Origin of the sequence: Halobacterium sp. CBA1126, from assembly GCF_009741975.1 — an archaeon.
Classification (GTDB): domain Archaea; phylum Halobacteriota; class Halobacteria; order Halobacteriales; family Halobacteriaceae; genus Halobacterium.
In genome coordinates this window covers 26045-45351 of sequence record NZ_WPCF01000007.1, presented here as the reverse complement: position 1 = coordinate 45351, position 19307 = coordinate 26045, and the positions used below count along the sequence as shown (strand labels likewise).

At 69.5% G+C, this 19307-nt stretch carries 18 protein-coding genes, 1 tRNA gene and 3 pseudogenes; 10 read left to right on the top strand and 12 right to left on the bottom strand.

Annotated elements, in window-relative coordinates:
- Nucleotides 1–41: 41 nt before the first annotated feature.
- Nucleotides 42–380, bottom strand: coding sequence for a hypothetical protein (locus GJ634_RS01940; RefSeq protein ID WP_331713946.1), 339 nt, complete (start codon nucleotides 378–380; stop codon nucleotides 42–44).
- A 236-nt stretch (nucleotides 381–616) separates the two neighbouring features.
- Between GJ634_RS01940 and GJ634_RS16340 the strand changes: the two genes are divergently transcribed.
- The 5 genes from GJ634_RS16340 to GJ634_RS01920 all read left to right on the top strand — a co-directional run bounded on the left by GJ634_RS16340 (nucleotide 617) and on the right by GJ634_RS01920 (nucleotide 5692).
- Complete coding sequence (locus GJ634_RS16340; RefSeq protein WP_269449504.1) at nucleotides 617–748, top strand: hypothetical protein; 132 nt, start codon at nucleotides 617–619, stop codon at nucleotides 746–748.
- Complete coding sequence (locus tag GJ634_RS01935; RefSeq protein WP_157500261.1) at nucleotides 741–1796, top strand: oxaloacetate decarboxylase; 1056 nt, start codon at nucleotides 741–743, stop codon at nucleotides 1794–1796. The genes GJ634_RS16340 and GJ634_RS01935 overlap by 8 nt, the downstream gene beginning before the upstream one ends.
- A gap of 46 nt (nucleotides 1797–1842) precedes the next feature.
- Nucleotides 1843–3147 (top strand): malate synthase AceB, encoded by a 1305-nt coding sequence (gene aceB, locus GJ634_RS01930; protein ID WP_157500259.1) that lies wholly within the window; start codon nucleotides 1843–1845, stop codon nucleotides 3145–3147.
- Nucleotides 3148–3354: 207 nt separating this feature from the next.
- On the top strand, nucleotides 3355–4473 hold the full coding sequence (locus GJ634_RS01925; protein WP_157500257.1) for a tRNA (guanine(26)-N(2))-dimethyltransferase: 1119 nt from the start codon (nucleotides 3355–3357) through the stop codon (nucleotides 4471–4473).
- Between the two features lie 49 nt (nucleotides 4474–4522).
- A complete protein-coding gene (locus GJ634_RS01920) occupies nucleotides 4523–5692 on the top strand; it encodes a YihY/virulence factor BrkB family protein (RefSeq protein WP_331713945.1) in 1170 nt (389 codons plus the stop codon).
- 87 nt (nucleotides 5693–5779) lie between these two features.
- Here the strand turns inward: GJ634_RS01920 and glnA are convergent.
- Nucleotides 5780–7155: pseudogene (gene glnA, locus GJ634_RS01915) on the bottom strand (type I glutamate--ammonia ligase).
- Between the two features lie 124 nt (nucleotides 7156–7279).
- Between glnA and lrp the strand changes: the two are divergent.
- Nucleotides 7280–7741 carry an HTH-type transcriptional regulator Lrp gene (gene lrp, locus GJ634_RS01910; RefSeq protein ID WP_157500253.1) on the top strand — a complete coding sequence of 154 codons (462 nt, stop codon included), beginning with the start codon at nucleotides 7280–7282 and terminating at the stop codon, nucleotides 7739–7741.
- Nucleotides 7742–8077: 336 nt separating this feature from the next.
- Here lrp and thsB read toward each other — a convergent pair whose 3' ends face one another.
- The 5 genes and pseudogenes from thsB to GJ634_RS01885 form a co-directional block, all read right to left on the bottom strand.
- A complete protein-coding gene (gene thsB / locus GJ634_RS01905; protein ID WP_394350864.1) occupies nucleotides 8078–9748 on the bottom strand; it encodes a thermosome subunit beta in 1671 nt (556 codons plus the stop codon).
- 170 nt (nucleotides 9749–9918) lie between these two features.
- Nucleotides 9919–10140: a TRAM domain-containing protein gene (locus GJ634_RS01900; protein ID WP_157500251.1), complete on the bottom strand. Its 222-nt coding sequence runs from the start codon at nucleotides 10138–10140 to the stop codon at nucleotides 9919–9921.
- A 308-nt stretch (nucleotides 10141–10448) separates the two neighbouring features.
- Nucleotides 10449–10530 (bottom strand) — tRNA-Ser (locus GJ634_RS01895).
- Between the two features lie 46 nt (nucleotides 10531–10576).
- The gene (locus GJ634_RS01890) at nucleotides 10577–10765 is read right to left on the bottom strand and encodes a hypothetical protein (RefSeq protein ID WP_157500250.1); all 189 of its coding nucleotides are present in this window, start codon (nucleotides 10763–10765) and stop codon (nucleotides 10577–10579) included.
- Nucleotides 10766–11147, bottom strand: a pseudogene (locus GJ634_RS01885) (RidA family protein).
- Between the two features lie 92 nt (nucleotides 11148–11239).
- Between GJ634_RS01885 and GJ634_RS01880 the strand changes: the two are divergent.
- On the top strand, nucleotides 11240–12082 hold the full coding sequence (locus tag GJ634_RS01880) for a hypothetical protein (protein WP_157500248.1): 843 nt from the start codon (nucleotides 11240–11242) through the stop codon (nucleotides 12080–12082).
- On the opposite strand, the gene ilvA is transcribed toward GJ634_RS01880, so the two are convergent.
- The gene (gene ilvA, locus GJ634_RS01875; protein ID WP_157500247.1) at nucleotides 12083–13312 is read right to left on the bottom strand and encodes a threonine ammonia-lyase; all 1230 of its coding nucleotides are present in this window, start codon (nucleotides 13310–13312) and stop codon (nucleotides 12083–12085) included.
- A 207-nt stretch (nucleotides 13313–13519) separates the two neighbouring features.
- Nucleotides 13520–14656, bottom strand: coding sequence for a citrate synthase (citZ, locus tag GJ634_RS01870; protein WP_157500245.1), 1137 nt, complete (start codon nucleotides 14654–14656; stop codon nucleotides 13520–13522).
- Between the two features lie 173 nt (nucleotides 14657–14829).
- Between citZ and GJ634_RS01865 the strand changes: the two genes are divergently transcribed.
- Entirely contained in the window at nucleotides 14830–16023 is a 1194-nt protein-coding gene (locus GJ634_RS01865; RefSeq protein ID WP_157500243.1) for a potassium channel family protein, read from the top strand.
- Here GJ634_RS01865 and GJ634_RS01860 read toward each other — a convergent pair whose 3' ends face one another.
- Both GJ634_RS01860 and GJ634_RS01855 read right to left on the bottom strand, forming a co-directional pair.
- Nucleotides 16024–16620: a hypothetical protein gene (locus tag GJ634_RS01860; RefSeq protein ID WP_157500241.1), complete on the bottom strand. Its 597-nt coding sequence runs from the start codon at nucleotides 16618–16620 to the stop codon at nucleotides 16024–16026.
- A 50-nt stretch (nucleotides 16621–16670) separates the two neighbouring features.
- Nucleotides 16671–16958, bottom strand: coding sequence for a hypothetical protein (locus GJ634_RS01855; protein WP_157500239.1), 288 nt, complete (start codon nucleotides 16956–16958; stop codon nucleotides 16671–16673).
- Nucleotides 16959–17043: 85 nt separating this feature from the next.
- Between GJ634_RS01855 and GJ634_RS01850 the strand changes: the two genes are divergently transcribed.
- Both GJ634_RS01850 and GJ634_RS01845 read left to right on the top strand, forming a co-directional pair.
- The gene (locus GJ634_RS01850) at nucleotides 17044–18000 is read left to right on the top strand and encodes a succinylglutamate desuccinylase/aspartoacylase family protein (protein ID WP_157500237.1); all 957 of its coding nucleotides are present in this window, start codon (nucleotides 17044–17046) and stop codon (nucleotides 17998–18000) included.
- A gap of 188 nt (nucleotides 18001–18188) precedes the next feature.
- Nucleotides 18189–19072 (top strand): annotated as a pseudogene (locus GJ634_RS01845) (pyridoxal-phosphate dependent enzyme).
- Here GJ634_RS01845 and GJ634_RS01840 read toward each other — a convergent pair.
- Complete coding sequence (locus tag GJ634_RS01840) at nucleotides 19073–19288, bottom strand: hypothetical protein (protein ID WP_157500235.1); 216 nt, start codon at nucleotides 19286–19288, stop codon at nucleotides 19073–19075.
- Nucleotides 19289–19307 lie beyond the last annotated feature (19 nt).

Here is a 19307-nt window from a genome sequence, read left to right as displayed (position 1 = left end):
CTTTTACCGAGCGAGCGTAGCGAGCGCAGCGTAAAAGGTCGCTACAGGAAGTCTCGGACTTCGCTGTAGTACATGTCGTGGTGGTCGACTTCGCCGACGCGTTCGGCGACGTCGACGGCGATGGCGTGCCAGCAGGACTCGTCGGGGTCGAGGTTGTACTGGGCGTCCTGGCAGTTGCAGTTGCCGCCTTCGACGATGTACTCGTCTTCGTGGCCGACGACGACGGTGAAGTCGTTGTACTGTTTGACGCGGCCCTCGCTGGCGGCCTCGACGGCGCGCTGGCCGCGGTCGCCGTGGTCGGCGAGGAGGCGTTCTACGATGGGGGCGGTGAGCTCGCCGGCGTCGGCGAGCGCGGTCCGCCAGTCGTCGACCTCGGGCACGACCCTCTGTTGGGTGGCGCGTGGTTTAGCAGGTTCGGTCGCGGGCCCGTGGTACGTAGTGACGTGTCAAACTGATTCCTTAATTATTGTTAATGCCATTCGACCCATATTACATTATTATTCATTAACTTTATGCGGTAGCTCGTCCCCTCACCGAATGCGATGCACGCAGTACGCCACACGACGCCCGCTCGCACCGGCTACCGACCACCGCGACCACCCACAGAGACCCCACCATGTCCACCTACACCGACATAGAGAACACCGGCGCCCCCGTCGTCCCGGACCTCCGCGGCGACGCCGACGAGGAAGAATCGCTGTCAGAGACCGTCTGGAGCCACCGACACACGGAGCCAACTGATGAGTGACGACTACCCCGACTACACGCACCGAGACATCGACAACGCAGCCGGCCGCGAGTTCCGCGAGCTGCTCGCGAACGACGACCCCTACGTGTTCGCGCCCGGGCTCTACCACGCCCTCGACGCGCGGCTCGCCGAGCGCGCCGGCCACGACGCCGTCTACATGAGCGGCTACTCGACGGTCCTCGGGCAGTTCGGCTTCCCGGACCTCGAGATGGTGTCGATGACCGAGATGGTCGAGAACGCCAAGCGCATCGTCGACGCCACCGACCTGCCCGTCGTCGCGGACGCCGACACCGGCTACGGCGGCGTCCACAACGTCCGGCGCGCGGTCCGCGAGTACGAGAAGGCCGGCGTCGCCGCGATCCACATCGAGGACCAGACGACGCCGAAGCGCTGCGGCCACATCGCCGGGAAGGAGGTCGTCTCCCAGGAGAAGGCCCGCTCCCGGTTCGAGGCCGCCGTCGACGCCAAGCAGTCCGAGGACACCGTCATCATCGCGCGCATCGACTCGTACGGCTCCGCGAACGGCGACTGGGAGGACCACCTCGAGCGCGGCCGCATCTACGCGGACGCCGGCGCCGACCTCGTCTGGCCGGAGATGCCCGACCCGTCCCGCGAGGACGCCGTCGAGTACGCCGAGACCATCCACGAGACCCACCCGGACCTCGACCTGGCGTTCAACTACTCGTCGTCGTTCGCGTGGAGCGAACAGGACGACCCGCTGACCTTCGAGGAGCTCGGCGACCTCGGCTACGAGTACATCTTCATCACCCTCTACGGGCTCCACTCGGGCGCCCACGCCGTCTACGAGGACATGGAGAACATCGCCGAGAACGCCGAGCAGGCGCAGTTCGACCTCGAGGACCGCTACCTCGGCCACGAGACCGAGTCCCACCACGACCTCTCGCTGGTCAGCCGCTACCAGGACATCGAGACCCAATTCGACCCCGAAGCCCGCCGGCGCATGGAGGAGTCAGAGGGGTTCACCGAGGACCAGAGCGACCCCATCACCGCCGACGAAGCGGCGGCGGAACCCAACCAGGACGACTGACGAGTCACGACGATGATTAATATGGGATGCGACACATGACGGGACCATGAGTACGAACCGACAGTACGACCGCGAGTTCGTGCGCACGTTCTTCACGACGCCGACCGCGGTCGAAGGCGAGGACGACTCCGCGAAGATGCTGCGCAGCGCCGCGGAGCTCCGCGGCATCGAAGCGCCCGACGTCTGGGTGCCGGACAACGAGGACGCCACCGCGCCGTCGATGCGCGCGGAGGGCGCCGAGAACATCGTGGACGTGGTCGCCGAGCGCGGCGACGACTTCCCGGGGGAGATTCACCCGCGCGTGGTGTGGCACCGCGACAGCCCCAGCACGCGCTACCGCGGCTTCCAGCAGATGCTCACCATCGCCGACCCCGACGGCGGCGCCGTCGACCACATCGACGGCTTCGTCATCCCGGAGGTCGGTGATATCGACGACTGGAAGAAGGCCGACGAGGCCATCACCGTCGTCGAGCACGAGCACGGCCTCGAGGAGGGGAGTCTCTCGATGTCGGTCATCGTCGAGAGCGGCGAGGCCGAACTCGCGATGGGCGACCTCCGCGAGGAGATGGGCAAACCGTCGAACACCCTCGAACGCATGTTCCTGCTCGTCGACGGCGAAGTCGACTACACCAAAGACATGCGCGCGATGACGCCCACCGGCGAACTCCCCGAGTGGCCCGAGTTGCGCCACAACACCTCCCGGGGCGCCAGCGCCGCCGGCCTCGTCGCCGTCGACGGCCCCTACGACGACATCCGCGACGTCGACGGCTACCGCGAGCGCATGCGCGAGAACCGCGCGAAGGGGATGACCGGCATCTGGTCGCTGACCCCCGCGCAGGTCGAAGTCGCCAACACCGCGCCGCTCCCGCCCGAGTCCGGGTCGTGGCTGCTCGACGTCGGCGGCCGCGAGGTCGAACTCGACGCCGAGGACGGCCGCCAGGTCTACGACGGCGACGACCTCGACCTCGAGGCGTCCGGCGACGGCTACGTGCTCCGCGTCGGCGGCGACGAACGCGAACTCGACGACGACGAACTCCGCGAGGAGCTGCTCGACCGCACCGCCTACGTCCCCAGCATGAGCGACATCGTCGACTCCATGGAGGAGTTCGAAGCCGCCAAGGAAGCGGGCAAGGGCGCCATCGCGATGACCCAGTCCGCCACCCTCGACGTCGACGGCGTCACCGTCGACCTCAGCAAAGACCGCATGTGGGACGAAGCCACCTACCAGGCCGCCCAAACCCCCATCACACTCTTCCAGGACGTCTACGAGCACCGCCCCGACCAACACGACGAACTCGAAGAGAAGTACGGCACCGACGTCGTCGAACGCGCCACCAACGTCGGGAACTGACGGCCGTACGCGGACGTGCTCACCCGCCCGCGGCCGCACCGCTCGCCGTCGGCATCAACGGCGACGCCCTCTTTTTGCGGGTCGTACTTCCGAGGCGGCTGTGCCTCCCGTAGCTCGCGGTTCCCTCCGGTCGCCGCTCGCGTCTCCGAGGGCGCTTCGCGCCCTCGCAACCGTCGTGCTTTTTTCGGCGTCGCTCGGAGTAGCGGTATGCTCGTCGAGGAAGGCGGCGTGACCGTCGAAGTGCCCGGGGAGTCCGGCGGCGGCGAGGGCGCCGCCGAGGGCGTGTTCTTCAACCCGACGCAGGAGCTCAACCGCGACCTGACGGTCGCGGCGCTGTCGGCGTACCGCGAGCGCGAGCCGCGCGCGGAGACGTACCTCGACGCGATGGCGGCCAGCGGCGTCCGCGGCGTGCGCGCGGCCGACAACGGCTGGACGGCGACGCTCGCGGACCTCGACCCCGACTCGGTCGAACTCGCGCGGGAGAACCTCGCGCGCAACGACCTCGACGGCGAGGTCGTCGAGCGGAACGTCAACAGCCTCCTCCACGAGGACGGCCGGTTCTTCGACGTGGTGGACCTCGACCCGTTCGGGTCGCCGATTCCGTTCGCTGACGCGGCGTTCGCGAACGCCCGCAACCTCGTCTGCGTCACCGCCACCGACACCGCGCCGCTGTGCGGCGCGCACTTCGAGTCCGGCGTCCGGAAGTACTCGGCGGTCCCCCGGAACACGGAGTACCACGCCGAGATGGGGCTGCGCGTGCTGCTGTCGGCGCTCGCGCGCACCGCCGCGCGCTACGACGTCGGCGTCACGCCCGTCTTCAGCCACGTCAGCGACCACTACGTCCGCACGTACCTGGACCTCTCGCACACCGCGACCGAGGCCAACGAGGCCGTCGACGAGCTCGGCTACGTCTACCACTGCCAGGAGTGCCTCCACCGCGAGCACGAGTACGGCCTCGTCGCGGACGCGCCGGAGACGTGCGCGCACTGCGGCGGCCGGCAGGTGCTGGCCGCGGGCCCGCTGTGGCTCGGCCCCGCCCACGACGAGGCGTTCGTCGCCGAGGTCCGCGAGCACGTCACCGACTACATGGGCACCGCGAAGCGCGCGCGGAAGCTCCTCGACACGATCGCGGACGAGCTCCACGAGCCGACGCACTTCGACCAGCACCGCCTCTACAAGCGGTGGTCCGAGCCCGCGGTCGGCATGGACGAGTTCCTCGACGAACTCCGGGACGCGGGGCTGGCGGCCTCCCGCACGCAGTACGGCGGCACGACGTTCAAGACCGACGGCGACCTCGCCGACGTCGAGGCCGCGGTCCGCGAGTAGGCGGCGCGCAGTAGCCCGATTTATGACCCACCGCGTCGAAGCCCGTGACGTGACACGAATCGGGTCCGCCGTCGAGGTCGCGCGACGGGTCGCCGAGACGGCCAGCGACGAGCAAGTGACGTTCCTCTCGGCGGCCGTCGCCTACTACGCGTTCGTCTCCCTGATCCCGCTGCTCGTGCTCGCCGTGGCGGTCAGCACCGCGCTCGGCGACGTCGGCCTCGCGGACGCCGTCGTCGGCTCGCTGGAGGCGTTCCTCGCGCCGTCCGGCGAGCAGGCGCTCCGGGACGCGCTGACGAACGACCGCGGCCGCACCGGCGCGACCGCGGTCAGCCTCCTGCTGTTGACGTGGTCCGCGCTCAAGCTGTTCCGCGGCCTCGACGTCGCGTTCTCGCAGGTGTACGGCGCCCGGAAGGCGGAGTCGCTGCTCGAACAGCTCGTCGACGGCGCCGTCGTGCTGTTGACGCTGCCGCTGGCGGCCGGCGCCGCCATCGCGGTGACGGTGGTCGTGCCGTACCTCGAGGTCGTGCCGTACCTCGACCTCGCGAGCGCGGTGACGCTCCCGGTCGCGCTCACGCTGGTGTTCCTGCCCGCGTACTACGTCTTCCCGGACGTCGAGATGGGCGCCCGTGAGGCGCTCCCGGGCGCGCTGTTCGCCGCGGTCGGGTGGACGCTGCTCGCGCAGGGGTTCCGCGTGTACGCCGCGTACGTCGGCGGCGGCGAGCTGTACGGGATTCTCGGCGGCGCGCTGCTGCTGGTGACGTGGCTGTACTTCGGCGGCATCGTTATCACCCTCGGTGCGGTACTCAACGCCGTGCTGTCGGGACGACCTGACGACGACGACGAGCAGCCCGAGCCGGAGCCACCCAACGAGGCGCCGGACGTCGCCGAGCTCGGCGCGGAAGTCGAGGCGCTGCGCGCCGAGCTCGACGCGAAGACCGTCTCAAAGTCCGAGCTGGAAGCCGACCTCAAGCAGTACGTCCGCCAGCGCCTGCGCCGCGGGAAGGCCCGCGGCTGGGGACCGTACCTCGTGCTGCTGTACGGCACCCTGATGACCGTCGGCGCGTTCGTCTACCTGAGCGGCGGCTGGTCGATTCTGGCGATGGTGGTGGTGTGGCTGTCGACGCTGGGGCTGTACGTGCTGATGGTGTTGTTCGGCCTGAGCGTGGACGCGCTCGGCTTACCGGGCCGCATCGCCGACCGCGTCCGGTCGTGGCGATGACCCTCGACAGGGGCGTCGGCATTCCCGGACTCGGCGACTGACGCCGCTGGCGAGGCGGGCGCGAAAGAAGAGACGGAGCGGAGCCGACTAGAACTTCTCGAGGTAGCGCTCGAGCTCCCAGTCGGAGACGTCGACGCGGTAGTCGTCGTACTCGGCGTTCTTCGCCTCGAGGAACTTCTCGGCGACGTGGTCGCCGAGCGCGTTCAGCACGACCTCGTCGTCCTCGAGCTCGTCGAGGGCTTCGCCGAGGTTCGACGGCAGCGTGTCGATGCCGTACTCCTCGCGCTTCTGCTCGTCGAACTCGTAGATGTTCTCGCGGACCGGGTCCGGGCACTCGAGGCCCTTCTCGATGCGTCGAGGCCGGCGTGGATGAGCGCCGCGAACGCCAGGTACGGATTACACGACGGGTCCGGGAAGCGCGCCTCGATGCGGCTGGCGGCGGGCACGCGGGCCGCGGGCTTGCGGATGAGCGCGGAGCGGTTGCGGTCCGACCACGCGACGTACACCGGCGCCTCGTAGCCGGGGACGAGGCGCTTGTAGGAGTTCACGGTCGGGTTCGTGACCGCGGCCAGCGCCGGAGCGTGCTCGAGGACGCCGGCGGTGAACTGCTTGGCGGTCTCCGAGAGGTCGAACTCGTCGTCGCCGTCGTGGAACGCGTTCTCGCCGTCCTCGGTGAACAGCGAGATGTGGGTGTGCATGCCGGAGCCGTTGATGCGCGGGATGGGCTTGGGCATGAACGTCGCGTGGAGGTCGTGCTGGGCGGCGATGGCGCGCACGACCGTCCGGAACGTCCCGACGTTGTCAGCCGTGGTGAGCGCGTCGTCGTACTCGAAGTTGATCTCGTGCTGGCCCTGCGCGACCTCGTGGTGGGAGGCCTCGATCTCGAAGCCCATGTCCTCGAGGCCGTAGATGATGTCGCGGCGCACGTCGCTCGCGAGGTCCTTCGGCGCGAGGTCGAAGTAGCCGCCGGCGTCGTTGGTCTTCGTCGTCGCGCGGCCTTCCTCGTCCTCCTCGAAGAGGAAGAACTCGGGTTCGGGCGCGGCGTTGACGGTGTACCCCATCTCCTCGGCGCGGTCGAGGGCCTGCTTGAGCACGTGGCGCGGGTCGCCCTCGAAGGGCTCGCCGGTCGAGGTGTCGATGACGTCGCAGATGAGCCGCGCGGCGCCGCCCTCCTCGGTGTCGTCGCGGGTCCGCCACGGGAGCACGGAGAACGTGTCCGGGTCGGGGACGAGGCGCATGTCCGACTCCTGGATGCGGACGAAGCCCTCGATGGACGAGCCGTCGAAGTAGATGCCGTCGGTGAACGCCTTCTCCGCCTGCGTGGCGGGGATGGAGACGTTCTTCACGGTGCCGAGGATGTCCGTGAACTGGAGGCGGAGGAAGTCGATGTTCTGTTCGTCGATCTCTTCGAGTACCGCCTGCTCGGTCGCGTTCAGGTCGCCGCTGGGATTCCCGTTCGTCATATCTGTGGACACTGCAGACGACTACATCCACCATTAAAGCAGTAGCGGTTAGCGTAATTTTGAGAGACGTAACGATAACTGAACATTCGTAAACTTCTATACCCCCGAGACGGTAGGGGAGTGTATGACGTACGAGAACCTCGACGCGCACCTCGTCAACGAACTGCTCGCCGACGGCCGCGCCAGCCTCCGCAGCCTCGCGGACGAACTCGACGTGTCCGTGACTACCGTCTCCAACCACCTCAAGGACTTGGAAGGAGCGGGCGTCATCGAGGGGTACGTGCCGGTCGTCGACTACGACCAGCTCGGCTACGACGTCACCGCCATCATCCAGCTCAAGGTCGAGGGCGGCGCGCTCCCGGACATCACGGACCGCTTCCGCGACCACAAGCAGATGGTCTCCGTCTACGAAGTCACCGGCGACCACGACGTCATCGCCGTCGGGAAGTTCCACGACACCGACGACATGAACTCGCTCATCAAGGAACTGCTCGCGGACGCCGACATCAAGGAGTCGAACACGAGCGTCGTGCTCAACGCCGCCGCCGAACACCAGCAGTTCGAGCTCGACATCGACGACGAGTAACGCAGACCCACTCTTTCGACGACCACCCGAACGACTGAGCCGCCGCTACCCGACGAGCGCCGAAAGAAAGACGAGATAGCCAGCGAGCGGTGCAGCGCGAAGCGACGCGGAAGCGGTGCGACGCGGAACGGGTAGCATTCGCGCGGCGGAGCCGCGCGATTCACCGAGCGCGGAGCGCTCGGGCGCGAACCCACCGAAGGTGGGTGACGGCGCTTTTTAGCGTAGCTTTTTGCCAGCGACGGCGCGCCGAGCGCGCCGAGCGTGGCAAAAAGGTACTACATCATTCCGACTGAGCGGAGCTCCGTCGGCTGCTGTAAAATCGGTCTCAGACCGATTTTACATCATGCCGCCCATGCCGCCGCCCATACCGCCGCCCATGCCGCCGGCGCCACCTTCGTCGTCGCCCTTGTCGGTGGAGAGGTCGCCGGCGGAGATGATGTCGTCGATTTTGAGCACGAGGTTCGCGGCCTCGGAGGCGCTCGTGACGGCCTGCTCTTTGGCGTGTGCGGGCTCGACGACACCGGCTTCGAAGGTGTCCTCGAGGTCGCCGGAGAGCACGTTCAGGCCGGTGCGCTCCTCGCCGGATTCGTGGGCGGAGCGCAGGTCGACGAGCGTGTCGATGGAGTCGAGGCCGGCGTTCTCGGCGAGCACGCGCGGCACGAGCTCCAGCGAGTCCGCGAACGCTTCGACGGCGAGCTGCTCGCGGCCGGAGACGGAGTCCGCGTAGTCGCGGAGGCGGTCGGCGACTTCGACTTCGATGGCGCCGCCGCCGGGGAGGACGCGGCCGTCCGAGAGCGTCTGCGCGGAGACGTCGAGGGCGTCAGTGACGCCGCGCTCGAGCTCGTCGACGACGTGGTCGGTGGAGCCGCGCAGGAGGATGGTGACGCCGTGGGCGTCCTCGTCGTCGCCTTCGACGTAGAACAGCTCGTCCTCGCTGTCGCGAGAGACGGAGCCGGTGGCGACGTCGGCCTCGGTCGCGGAGTCGAGGTCCGTGACGACCGACGCGTTGAGGACGTTCGTCAGGAACTCGATGTCGGACTTCTTGGTGCGGCGCACCGCGAGGATGCCCTCCTTCGCGAGGTAGTGCTGGGCCATGTCGTCGATGCCCTTCTGGCAGAAGACGACGTTGGCGCCCGTGTCCTTGATCTGCTGGACCTTCTGCTTGAGCTGTTCCTCTTCCTGGTCGAGGAACTGCTGGAGCTGGTCGGGGCTCTCGATGTTGACGGAGGTGTCGGCTTCGGCTTCCTCGACTTCGATGGCCTCGTTGAGGAGGAGGATCTTCGCGTCCTCGACGTCCGTGGGCATCTCGTCGTGGACCGGGTCCTTGTCGACGGCGGCGCCGACGAGGAGCTCGGAGTCACCGACCGCGCGGCCGGTCTGGGTCTCGACGTTGATGTTCGCGGCGTCGACGACCGTGCTGCCGTCGGCGGCTTCGACGGCGACCTGGTTGATGGCGTCGTAGATGATGCCGGAGAGCAGCTCCTTGTCGAGCTCGGCGCCCTTGCCGGTCATCGAGGTCTCCGCGACGCTGCGGATGAGGTCCTCGTCGTCGGGGTCGACGTCGATGGCGACGTTGTCGACTTCCTCGCGGGCCTGTTCGGCGGCGAGGTTGTACCCCTTGATGATGGCGGTCGGGTGGATGTCGCGCTCGAGGAGCTCCTCGGCGTTCTTGAGGAGTTCGCCCGCGATGGCGACCGCGGTCGTCGTGCCGTCGCCGGCCTCGTCCTCCTGGGTCTCGGCGACTTCGACGATCATCTCCGCGGTCGGGTTGTCGATGTCCATCTCCTGGAGGATGGTGACGCCGTCGTTCGTGATGGTGACGTCGCCCATCGAGGAGACGAGCATCTTGTCCATCCCTTTCGGGCCGAGTGTGGAGCGGACGGCGTCCGCGACCGCTCGCGCCGCGGAGATGTTGTGCTCCTGGGCGTCCTTGTCCTTCACGCGCTGGGCGTCGTCGCCCATGATGATCATGGGCTGACCCTGCATCCGCTGCTGTTGTTGTGCCATAGGTATCCGAAGGATTGATTGTGATTCTATATAAAAGTTGCTATCGAGGCGTGTCGGCGACCGCACCGCGACCCGCCCCACACGCCCTGAATCCCGTGCAAAATGACTACAGAACCCGAATAGTGTGACAGTCGTTCACACGAGCCGCGGGCGGCGCACCTGCCTTTAAGTTAGGCGACGTCGGACTCGTGGTCGACCACCTCGGCCATCGCGTAGTCGGACTCCACCCGGTCGATGCGCACCTGCACGCGGTCCCCCATCTCGCCCTCCGGCACCAGCACCACGAAGTCGTCGACGTGTGCGACCCCGTCGCCCTCCTCACCGATGCTCTCGACGTCCACCACGTACTCCTCGCCCATCTCGACCGGTGCGGAACTGTCTCCGTTACTCATACAGAGTGCTTCGCCGGCCGGCGAGAAGAACGCTGGGGCCGCACAGAAGACGTTCCTGCTCGCTCCGCTGCGCGGCTGCGACGTCCAGAGTTCAAATCCCTACGGCGACTGCACAGTTCTGCGCCTCGCGGCGCGTCTCGTCGCGCCGCTTCGGCCGCTGTATCACGAGAAGACGCCGGGACAGGGATTTGAACCCAATGCCAGACCTCACTGCGTTCGGTCTGCCGTGGTTCAAATCCCGCCGTCGTTCACAGAGCCATCGAGCCCAGCGACAGAACCGTCGCTGGACGGCGCGAGTACGGGTAGAACGCCGGGACAGGGATTTGAACCCTGAACCCCGTAAGGGGACACGCTTTCCAGGCGTGCGCTTTGCCATTCGGCCATCCCGGCCCGTCGTACCCTACCCGGGTCGGTCGTTTAAACCCTTCTTTTCGCGTCAGTGGAGGCGGTCGGCGGCGACGCGGGCGACCGCGGCCGAGGCCGCGAAGACGACGACGGCGACACCGAGCAGCGGGAGAAAGCCGACGCCGCCGTCGGCGAGCGCCCGGTAGGCCTGTGCGAGCACGAGGAACGCCAGCGCGCCGACGGCGCCCCACGCCAGCGTGTCCAGCGTGGCGCGTCGCATCTAGTCGCGCTGGGCGGCGACGGCCTCGATCTCGACGGCCGCGCTTCGGGAGCGCGGAGACCTCGAGCGCCGAGCGCGCGGGCGGGTTGTCCTGGAAGTACTCGGCGTAGGCGTCGTTCATCTCCTCGAAGTCGTCGATGTCGTCGAGGAACACCGACACCTTGAGCACGTCCTGCATGGTGAGCCCCTCGGCTTCGAGGATGGCCTTGACGTTCTCGAGGCTCTGGCGGGTCTGGGTGGCGATGGGTTCGTCGTCGAGGAGTTCGCCATCCGGCGTCATCGGAATCTGGCCGGCGGTGAAGACGACGTCGCCGTCGGTGGTGGCCTGGCTGTACGCGCCGACGGCGGCGGGGGCGTCCGGGGTGTCGATGATGCGTTTCATGTCCGATGGGTCGGGGTCAGCCGTATTAAAGACCAGCCTCAGCGCTCGGCGGACGCCGCCAGACTCGTGTCGGTCCGCGCCCAAGAGCGCGTATGCGCGGTCGAACAGTCGCCGCCGGCGTCGCCGCGTCGCTGGCCGGCGCCGCGGCGTGGCGAGCGCGGGACGTGCCGTTCAGTCCCGTGACCGGCGGCAGCCGCATCGGCGCGGGGTTCGTGGACCGGCGCGGCCTCGGCGCCGACGACGGCGAACTCGCGGGCGAGATGAACGACATGGCGGAGTTCGCGCGCCCCGGCTTCGACCCCGGTCGGGTCGCGCCCGAGGTGCGGGACTTCTACGAGCACACGGCCGAATACGAGATGCTGCTCCGCGCGCGGTGGCACCGGCCGTTCCGGACGGGCGCGGCGCTCGCCGCTCCCGTCACGACTCGCGTCCGGCAGTTGAACCTCCCGGCGCCCGGCGACGAGGACTGGCGCCGGCTGTCGAGTCGGTTCGTCGCGCTCGAGTGCGAAGCGGACCCGCGGGACGGCGCGCGGGCGTGGATTCGCACGGACGAGACCGGGGCGGCGGCGTTCGTCGCGCTGTACGCGAGCCACGAGCGCGACGGCGAGCGGTACGTGAACATCGCGGCGCCGCTGCCCGGCGGCAACCTCTCGACGGTGCTGCGCATCGGCCACCTCGGCGCGGGCGACGCGACCGGCGTGGAGTTGACCACCGGAGCGCCCGGCGACCCCGGGCTGTACTGGGTCGTGCCGCCGGTCGGGTTCGCGCTCCCCGCGGACCAGCGGTTCCGCGTGTGGCCAGCCGGCGGGAGCGTGGAACCGCCGTCCGTCGTCGAGGACCCGACAGGGGGCGCGGCGACGGCGCTGGCGACCCACGAGATGTGGCTCGCGGGCGCGAAGTTCCTCACCGTCGAGTACGCGGTCGTGCCCGCGTAGTCAGTTCTGCGGGCGCGGGCCGTTGAGCACGGTGACCTCGAAGCCCGCCTCGCGGATGCGGTCGAGGAGTTCGTCGACGTGTTCGGGGCCGCGGGTCTCGAGGTCCAGCTCCACTTCGGCGGCGTTCATCGCGATGTCGCGGTTCGTGCGGTCGTGCTGGATGGCGTAGATGTTCGCGCGCTCGCCGGCGACGACGTCGATGAGGTCGTCGAGGGCGCCCGGGCGGTCCTTCAGGACGGTGCGAATCTTCACGTAGCGGCCCTGGTCGACGAGCCCGCGCATGACCACCGTCGTGAGGAGGTTGAGGTCGATGTTGCCGCCGCAGAGCGCGGGGACGACGACCTCGTCCTCGTCGTAGACGAACTTCCCCTCGAGGAGCGCCGCGAGCGGCGTCGCGCCAGCGCCCTCGACGAGGGTCTTCCCGCGTTCGAGCAGCAACACGAGCGCGGTCGCGATCTCGTCGTCGGAGACGGTGACCACCTCGTCGACGCGCTCGCGGATGACCGGGAACGTCCGCTCGCCGACCCGGCGCACGGCGATGCCGTCCGCGATGGTGTCCACGGAGTCGAGGGCCTGGGGCTCGCCCTTCTGGAGCGAGGAGGCGACCGTGGAGGCGCCCTCAGCCTGCACGCCGACGACGCGGACGTCGGGGTCGTGGGCCTTCACGGCGGTCGCCACGCCCGCGATGAGCCCGCCGCCCCCGATGGGGACGACGACGGTGTCGAGTTCCGGGAGCTCGTCGACGATCTCGAGGCCGAGCGTCCCCTGTCCGGCCATCACGCGCTCGTCGTCGAAGGCGTGGACGTAGGTTCGGCCCTCCTCGTCTTCGAGTTCGTGGGCGTGGGCCTGGGCGGCGTCGTAGTCGACGCCGTGGAGGACGACCTCGGCGCCGTAGCTCTTCGTCGCCTTGATCTTCGAGATGGGGGCGGCCTCCGGCATCACGACCTTCGCGTCGACGCCCGACCGGGAGGCCGCGAGCGCGACGCCCTGCGCGTGGTTCCCCGCCGAGGCGGTGACGACGCCCGCGTCGCGCTCGGCCTCGGAGAGCGTGCGGACGCGGTTGGTGGCGCCGCGGATCTTGAACGAGCCCGTGCGCTGGAAGCACTCCAGTTTCAGGTGGACCTCCGCGTCGGTCATCCGGGAGAACGTGTTCGAGTAGTCCAGCGGGGTGTGTCGCGCCACGTCAGCGACGCGCTCGCGGGCGTCGAGCACGTCGTCGAGTCCGATCATGCTCCCGGATACGGCGCTGCCGCTGTTAACGGTTGGTGGTGCGCTCCAAGAATACGGGGAACGGAGCGTGTGACAGTTGCGACGAGGACCCGGACGGTGATAAAACCGACCAAAGCGCGGTGAAAGTGAAAGTGCGGGGCGGGAACGAGTCGATGGCGTGTGTGGAGGACGAGAGAACTGGGCGGCGGACGAGGTGACCAGTCGCGTCTACCGCTCGTCCAGCGGCACGAACTCCTGGTCTTCCTCGCCGACGTAGCGGGCGCGTGGGCGGATGAGGCGGTTGTCCTCGTACTGTTCGAGGACGTGGGCGATCCAGCCGCCGACGCGGGACATCGCGAAGATGGGGGTGTAGATGTCGACGGGGATGCCCATCTGGTAGTACGTCGACGCGGAGTAGAAGTCGACGTTCGGCGCGAGCCCCTTCTCCTCTTTGACGTACTCCTCGATGGCGACGCTCATCTCGTACCACTTCGTGTCGCCGGCGGCCTCGCCGAGCTCCTCGCTGCGCTCGCCGAGAATCTTCGCGCGGGGGTCCTTGACGTTGTAGACGCGGTGGCCGAAGCCGGCGACGCGCTTCCCGCTGTCGAGGGCGTCGGCGACCCACTCGACGGGCTCCTTCCCGGAGTCGTCGATCTCCTTGAGCATCCGCATGACGTTGGCGTTCGCGCCGCCGTGGAGGCTGCCGCCGAGGGTGCCGACCGCGGACGTGATCGCGGAGTGGAGGTCCGCGAGCGTGCTGGACGTGACCATCGAGGAGAACGTCGACGCGTTCAGCCCGTGGTCGGCGTGGAGCACGAGCGCCTGGTCGAAGACGTCCGCGAGCACGTCGTCGGGCTCCTCGTCGTTGAGCATGTAGAGGAAGTTCGCGGCGTGGCCGAGGTCCTCGCGGGGCGGGACGGGGTCGTCGCCCTCGCGGAGGCGCGTGAACGCGGCGACGACGGTCGGAATCTTCGCGGTGATGCGCTTGCCCTTCCGGAGGTTCGCCTCGCGGTCCGTGGGGTCGGCGTCGGCGTCCGGGTCGAACGCGGACAGCTCCGAGACCGCCGTGCGCAGCGCCGCCATCGGGTCCTCGTCGGCGGCCGCGAGGTCCTCGACGAGGTCGCGGACGTCGTCGTCGAGCTCGCGGTGGCCCGCCATCTCCTCGCTGAACGCTTCGAGTTCCTCCCGATTGGGGAGGCGGCCGTGCCAGAGCAGGTAGAGGACCTCCTCGTAGCTCGCGCCGCGCGCGAGGTCCTCGATGGTGTACCCGCGGTAGACGAGTTTGCCCTCGTCGCCGTCGATGTAGCTCAACTCGGACTCCGCGACGAGCACACCCTCCAGTCCCTTCTTGAGTTCGTCGGCCATGCGTGTGGGTTCTTGACGGTTCTACCTAATGTGTGTCGGTTTCCTTCACGGTCGTCTACGAAAATATTGCGCGAGCGAACGAATCGAACGCGTTTCGTGGTAACGATTAACAAAGTAGGGCGGGCGCCGACCCGACGCGAACGTTTTTCGGGAGCGGGAGCGAACCCGGTGACATGAGCGGCCGCGTCGAGTACGAGCCCGCGAGCGTGAAGACCCTCCTCGCGGAGATGAAAGACACCGCCGAGCTCCTCATCGACCTCTCGTACTCGGCCGTGTTGCACGGCAGCGACGACGTGGCGGCGGAAGTCCTCAAGCTCGAGGAGCGCATGGACGTCCTCCAGCTGCGCGCGCGGATGAGCCTCCTGATGGCGGCGCGCAACCCGGAGGACGCGGAGGCGCTGGCGCCCGTGCTCGGCGTCGTCGGCGCCGCCGAGAAGATCAGCGACGCCGCCGGCGACATCGCGAAGGTCGTCCTCGAGGACATCCGCGTCCCCGAGGCCATCCGCGCGGCGCTCCCGGAGGCCGTCGAGTCGCTGGTGCGCGCGGAACTCGCACCGGACTCCGCGTACGCGGGCCGGACGCTGCTGGACGTGAACCTCGAGACCGAGACGGGGGTGCGCGTGCTCGCGATTCGGCGCGGCGGCGACTGGCTGCTGAACCCGGACCGCGACACCGAACTGACCGCCGGCGACGTGCTCCTGCTCCGGGGGCCGGACGAGCGCATCGGCGGCGTCTACGAGACCGCGACCGGCGACGCCTACGAGCCGCCCGCGGTCCCCGAGCCGGGCATCGACGACCTCGAGCGCGCCGTCGACTCCGTGGTGACGATGAAGAACATGAGCGAGCTGTCCGTCGACCTCGCGTACGGCGCGGTGCTCTTCGACTCGACGGACCTCGCCGCCGAAGTCGTCGAACTGGAGGCCGAAGTGGACGCGCTCAAATCGCGCTTCGAGGCGTGGACGCTGCGGGCGGCGAGCCGCGTCGAGGACCCCGTCTCGCTTCGCGGGCTCGTCCACATCGCCACCGCGACCGAGGTCATCAGCGACGCCGCAGTGGAGATCAGCGAGGGCGTCCTGCGCGGGCTGGACACCCACGTCGTCGTGCAGGAGGCCGTCGAGGAGTCCGACGAGGTCATCGTCCGGGAGACCGTCGAAGCCGGCAGCGAGCTCGACGGCGCGACGCTCGGCGGCGAGGAGGTCGCGACCGAGACGGGGATGCGCGTCATCGCGGTGCGGCGGCCGGACGCGGACAGCGACGAGTGGGTGGTCCAGCCCGGCCCGGAGACGCAGGTGGCCGCGGGGGACGTGCTGCTGGCGAAGGGGACGCGCGCGAGCGCCGACCGGCTCCGCGGGCTGGCGTCGGCGTAGTCAGTCCAGCACGGCGCGCTCGGCGGCGACCGCGCGCAGCGCGAGGTCCGGCAGCGGCACCGAGAGGTAGTCCCGGCCGTCCGCGTAGCCCGTCACCGAGAGGACGGCGGTGTCGGCCGTCTCGAAGCGCAACTCGAAGCCGACGGGGTCGTCGGTGATTCGCGGCGTGACGACCCGAGAGTCGACGCCGTCCGCGACCACCTTCCGGCGGCGCTTCGCGAGCGTCGAAACTGCGTCCGCGTCGACGTCGAGGGCGTCGTAGCCCGAACCGCCGCCCCGAACACGGGCGAGGAGGCCGCCGGTCTCGAGCGGCCGGACGGCGTGGCGCGCGTACACGTAGCCGTCCTCGCGCCTGACGACGAGCCGCGCGGTGCAGTCCGTGTTCGCGAGTTCGACCCGAGTGGTGAACGCGTAGCGCTTCTCCGCGTGGCTGGTCTCGGCGACCGCGAAGCGCGCCCCGCCCGGGGACTTCTCCGCGCCGCGCAGCGGCGCGAGCACGCCCGCGACGACGGCGGACGGCGACGGCAGCCCCTCGCCGTCGTCGGCGTCGTCGCCCGTGTACGCGGCGAGCCGGGTCGGGAAGTCGTCCTCGGCCATTCTCGGAGACGAGCGGAGGCGGCTACAATAGGTTTTCTCCGCGCGGCTGACTACTCGAGTTCGCGGTAGAGCCGGTAGGCGGCGCCCGCGGTGAACGCGAACGTCGCGAGCAGGCCGACCGTGAACGCGAGCACGGCCGCCAGCGCGACGAGGTACGGCGTCGAGTACGGCGACCCGCCGGAGGCGACGACGAAGAAGTAGTACGTCCCGACGGCGACCAGCAGGCCCACCGCGAACCCGCGTTTCGCCTGCGTCGCGACGCCGAGCGCGCGCACGAAGTTGTCGACGCCGGGGCGGTCGGACGCCGCGTCGGCCGGCCGCTCGGACGGCTCGGACATACGCGGGGGTTGGCCGCGCCGCGTGAAAACAGCGCCGATTCCGGGACCGAACCGCTCAAGGCCACGCGTGCGTGGAATTTACGTAATGACTACGCTCGGTACGGCGTCCGCGGACCCCGGGGAGTTCGACACCGGTCGGCTCACCGTGGGCGAGATGCGGGACGGCACCGCGGCCGGCCTCCCGGTCGCGGTCGTGAACGGCGAACGCGACGGCAAGACCCTCTACCTGCAGGCCGCCAGCGACGGCGACGAACTGAACGGCGTCGGCGTGCTCCGCCGCGTCGTCCCCCAGCTCGACCCCGCCGAGCTCGCGGGCGAGATTCGGATCGTCGGCATCACGAACTTCCACGCGTTCCAGGTCGCCGAACACCGCAACCCCATCGACGACACGAAGCTCAACCGCGCGTACCCCGGCAGCGCGAACGGCTCCTCCTCCGAGCGCATCGCCCACGCCACGTTCTCCGCCGCCGAGGACGCCGACCTCATCCTCGACCTCCACCAGGGCTCTACTTCCCGGATGATAAACGAGGTGCGCGTGCGCTGCGGCCGCCACCACCGACTCCACGGCGACTGCCTCGAACTCGCGAAGGCGTTCGGGACGGGGCACGTCCTCGACCAGAAGGGCCCGGAGGGCCAGCTCGCGCGCACCGCGCCCTCCGAGGGCATCCCCACCGTCGACCCCGAGCTCGGCGGCGCGGTCGGCTTCGACGAGGAGTCCATCCGGTACGGCGTCGACGGCGTGTTCAACGTCCTCCGGTACTACGGCTTCCTCGACGGCGACGTCGAGACCGAGCGCCAGACCCGCGCGAAGGACTTCGACCGCTACGGCTCCCCCGTCGGCGGCATCGTCGAGTACGAGCGCGACCTCGGCGAGACGGTGCGCGCCGGCGACACGCTCTTCGAGGTGACCGACGTCTTCGGCACGCTGAAGGCCACGGTCACCGCCGACAACGACGGCATCTTCTGGCGCTCCCGGCGGCTCCCGCAGGTCGCCACCGGCGAGTACGTCTGCTCGGTCGGCACGGACGTCGACAAGTACTGATGCCGGCGAACCTCGAGTGCCGCTCCTGCGGCCGAGCCTACGAGTCCGGGCCCGAGGAGCCGTGGCGCTGCGAGTGCGGGCACGCGCTGGACTTCGCGGAGCGGCCGCTCCCGGCGGGCGACGACCCGGCCGTCGACCCGCGCGAGGGGCTGTGGGCGTTCGAGGAGTTCCTCCCGGTCGGCGAGGAGGTGACGCTCGGCGAGGGGTGGACGCCGCTGGCGGACGCCCCCGAGTGGGACGCCCAGTTCAAGCTCGACTACGTGTTCCCGTCGGGGAGCTACAAGGACCGGGGCGCGGCGCTGACGCTCTCCCGCGCGGCCGAGATGGGCGTCGAGCGCGTCGTCGAGGACTCCTCGGGGAACGCGGGCGCGGCCATCGCGCAGTACGCCGCGCGGGCCGCGTCGACGCCGACATCTACGTGCCCGCAGACGCGAAGCAGTCGAAGCTCGACGCCATCGAAGCGGCGGGCGCGACCGCGGTCCGCGTCGAGGGGAGCCGGCAGGACGTCACCGACGCCTGTGTTCGGGAAGCGGTCGGCGGGGACGCGTGGTACGCGAGCCACGCGTGGAACCCGGCGTTCTACGCGGGCACGTCGACGTTCGCGCTGGAGCTCGCGGCCCAGCGCGACTGGACGGTGCCGGACGCGGTGGTGTTACCGCTCGGGCACGGGACCCTGTTCCTCGGCGCGTACCGCGGCTTCGCGGCGCTGCGCGAGGCGGGCTGGACGGATTCGGTGCCGCGGCTGCTCGGCGTGCAGGCGGCGGGCGTCGCGCCGATCGTCGAGGAACTCCACGGCGCCGAGCGCGCCGGCACGAACGACGTCGCGGACGGCATCCAGATCGCCGAGCCCGCGCGGACGGACCAGATTCTCGCGGCCATCGACGCGACGGACGGCGACGCCGTCGCGTGCACTGCCGGGGAGACGGAGGCGGCGCTGTCGGCGTTACACGAGCGCGGGTTCTACGTCGAGCCGACGAGCGCCGTCGCCGTCGCCGGCCTCGAGGCCTACCGCGAGCGCGGCCTCGCGGGCGACGTGGCCGTGGCGCTGACGGGCAGCGGCCTGAAGGAGTGACTACCGCCAGTCCGCGAGGGAGACGAACGCGTCGTCCTCGGCGGTCACCCACGTGGTGACGAGCTCGTCGCCGTCGGCGTCCGCGGGGAACAGCGTGCACGCCCGCTCGCCGTCCTGCACTTCGACGTGCGCAGCGAGTCGCCCCGCAGCGGTGTCGCTGTCGGTCGTCTCGCTGGCGACGCCACCCTCGTCGGGACTGCGGCGGTCGGGGCGCATGGTTGCAGTTACGCCACCC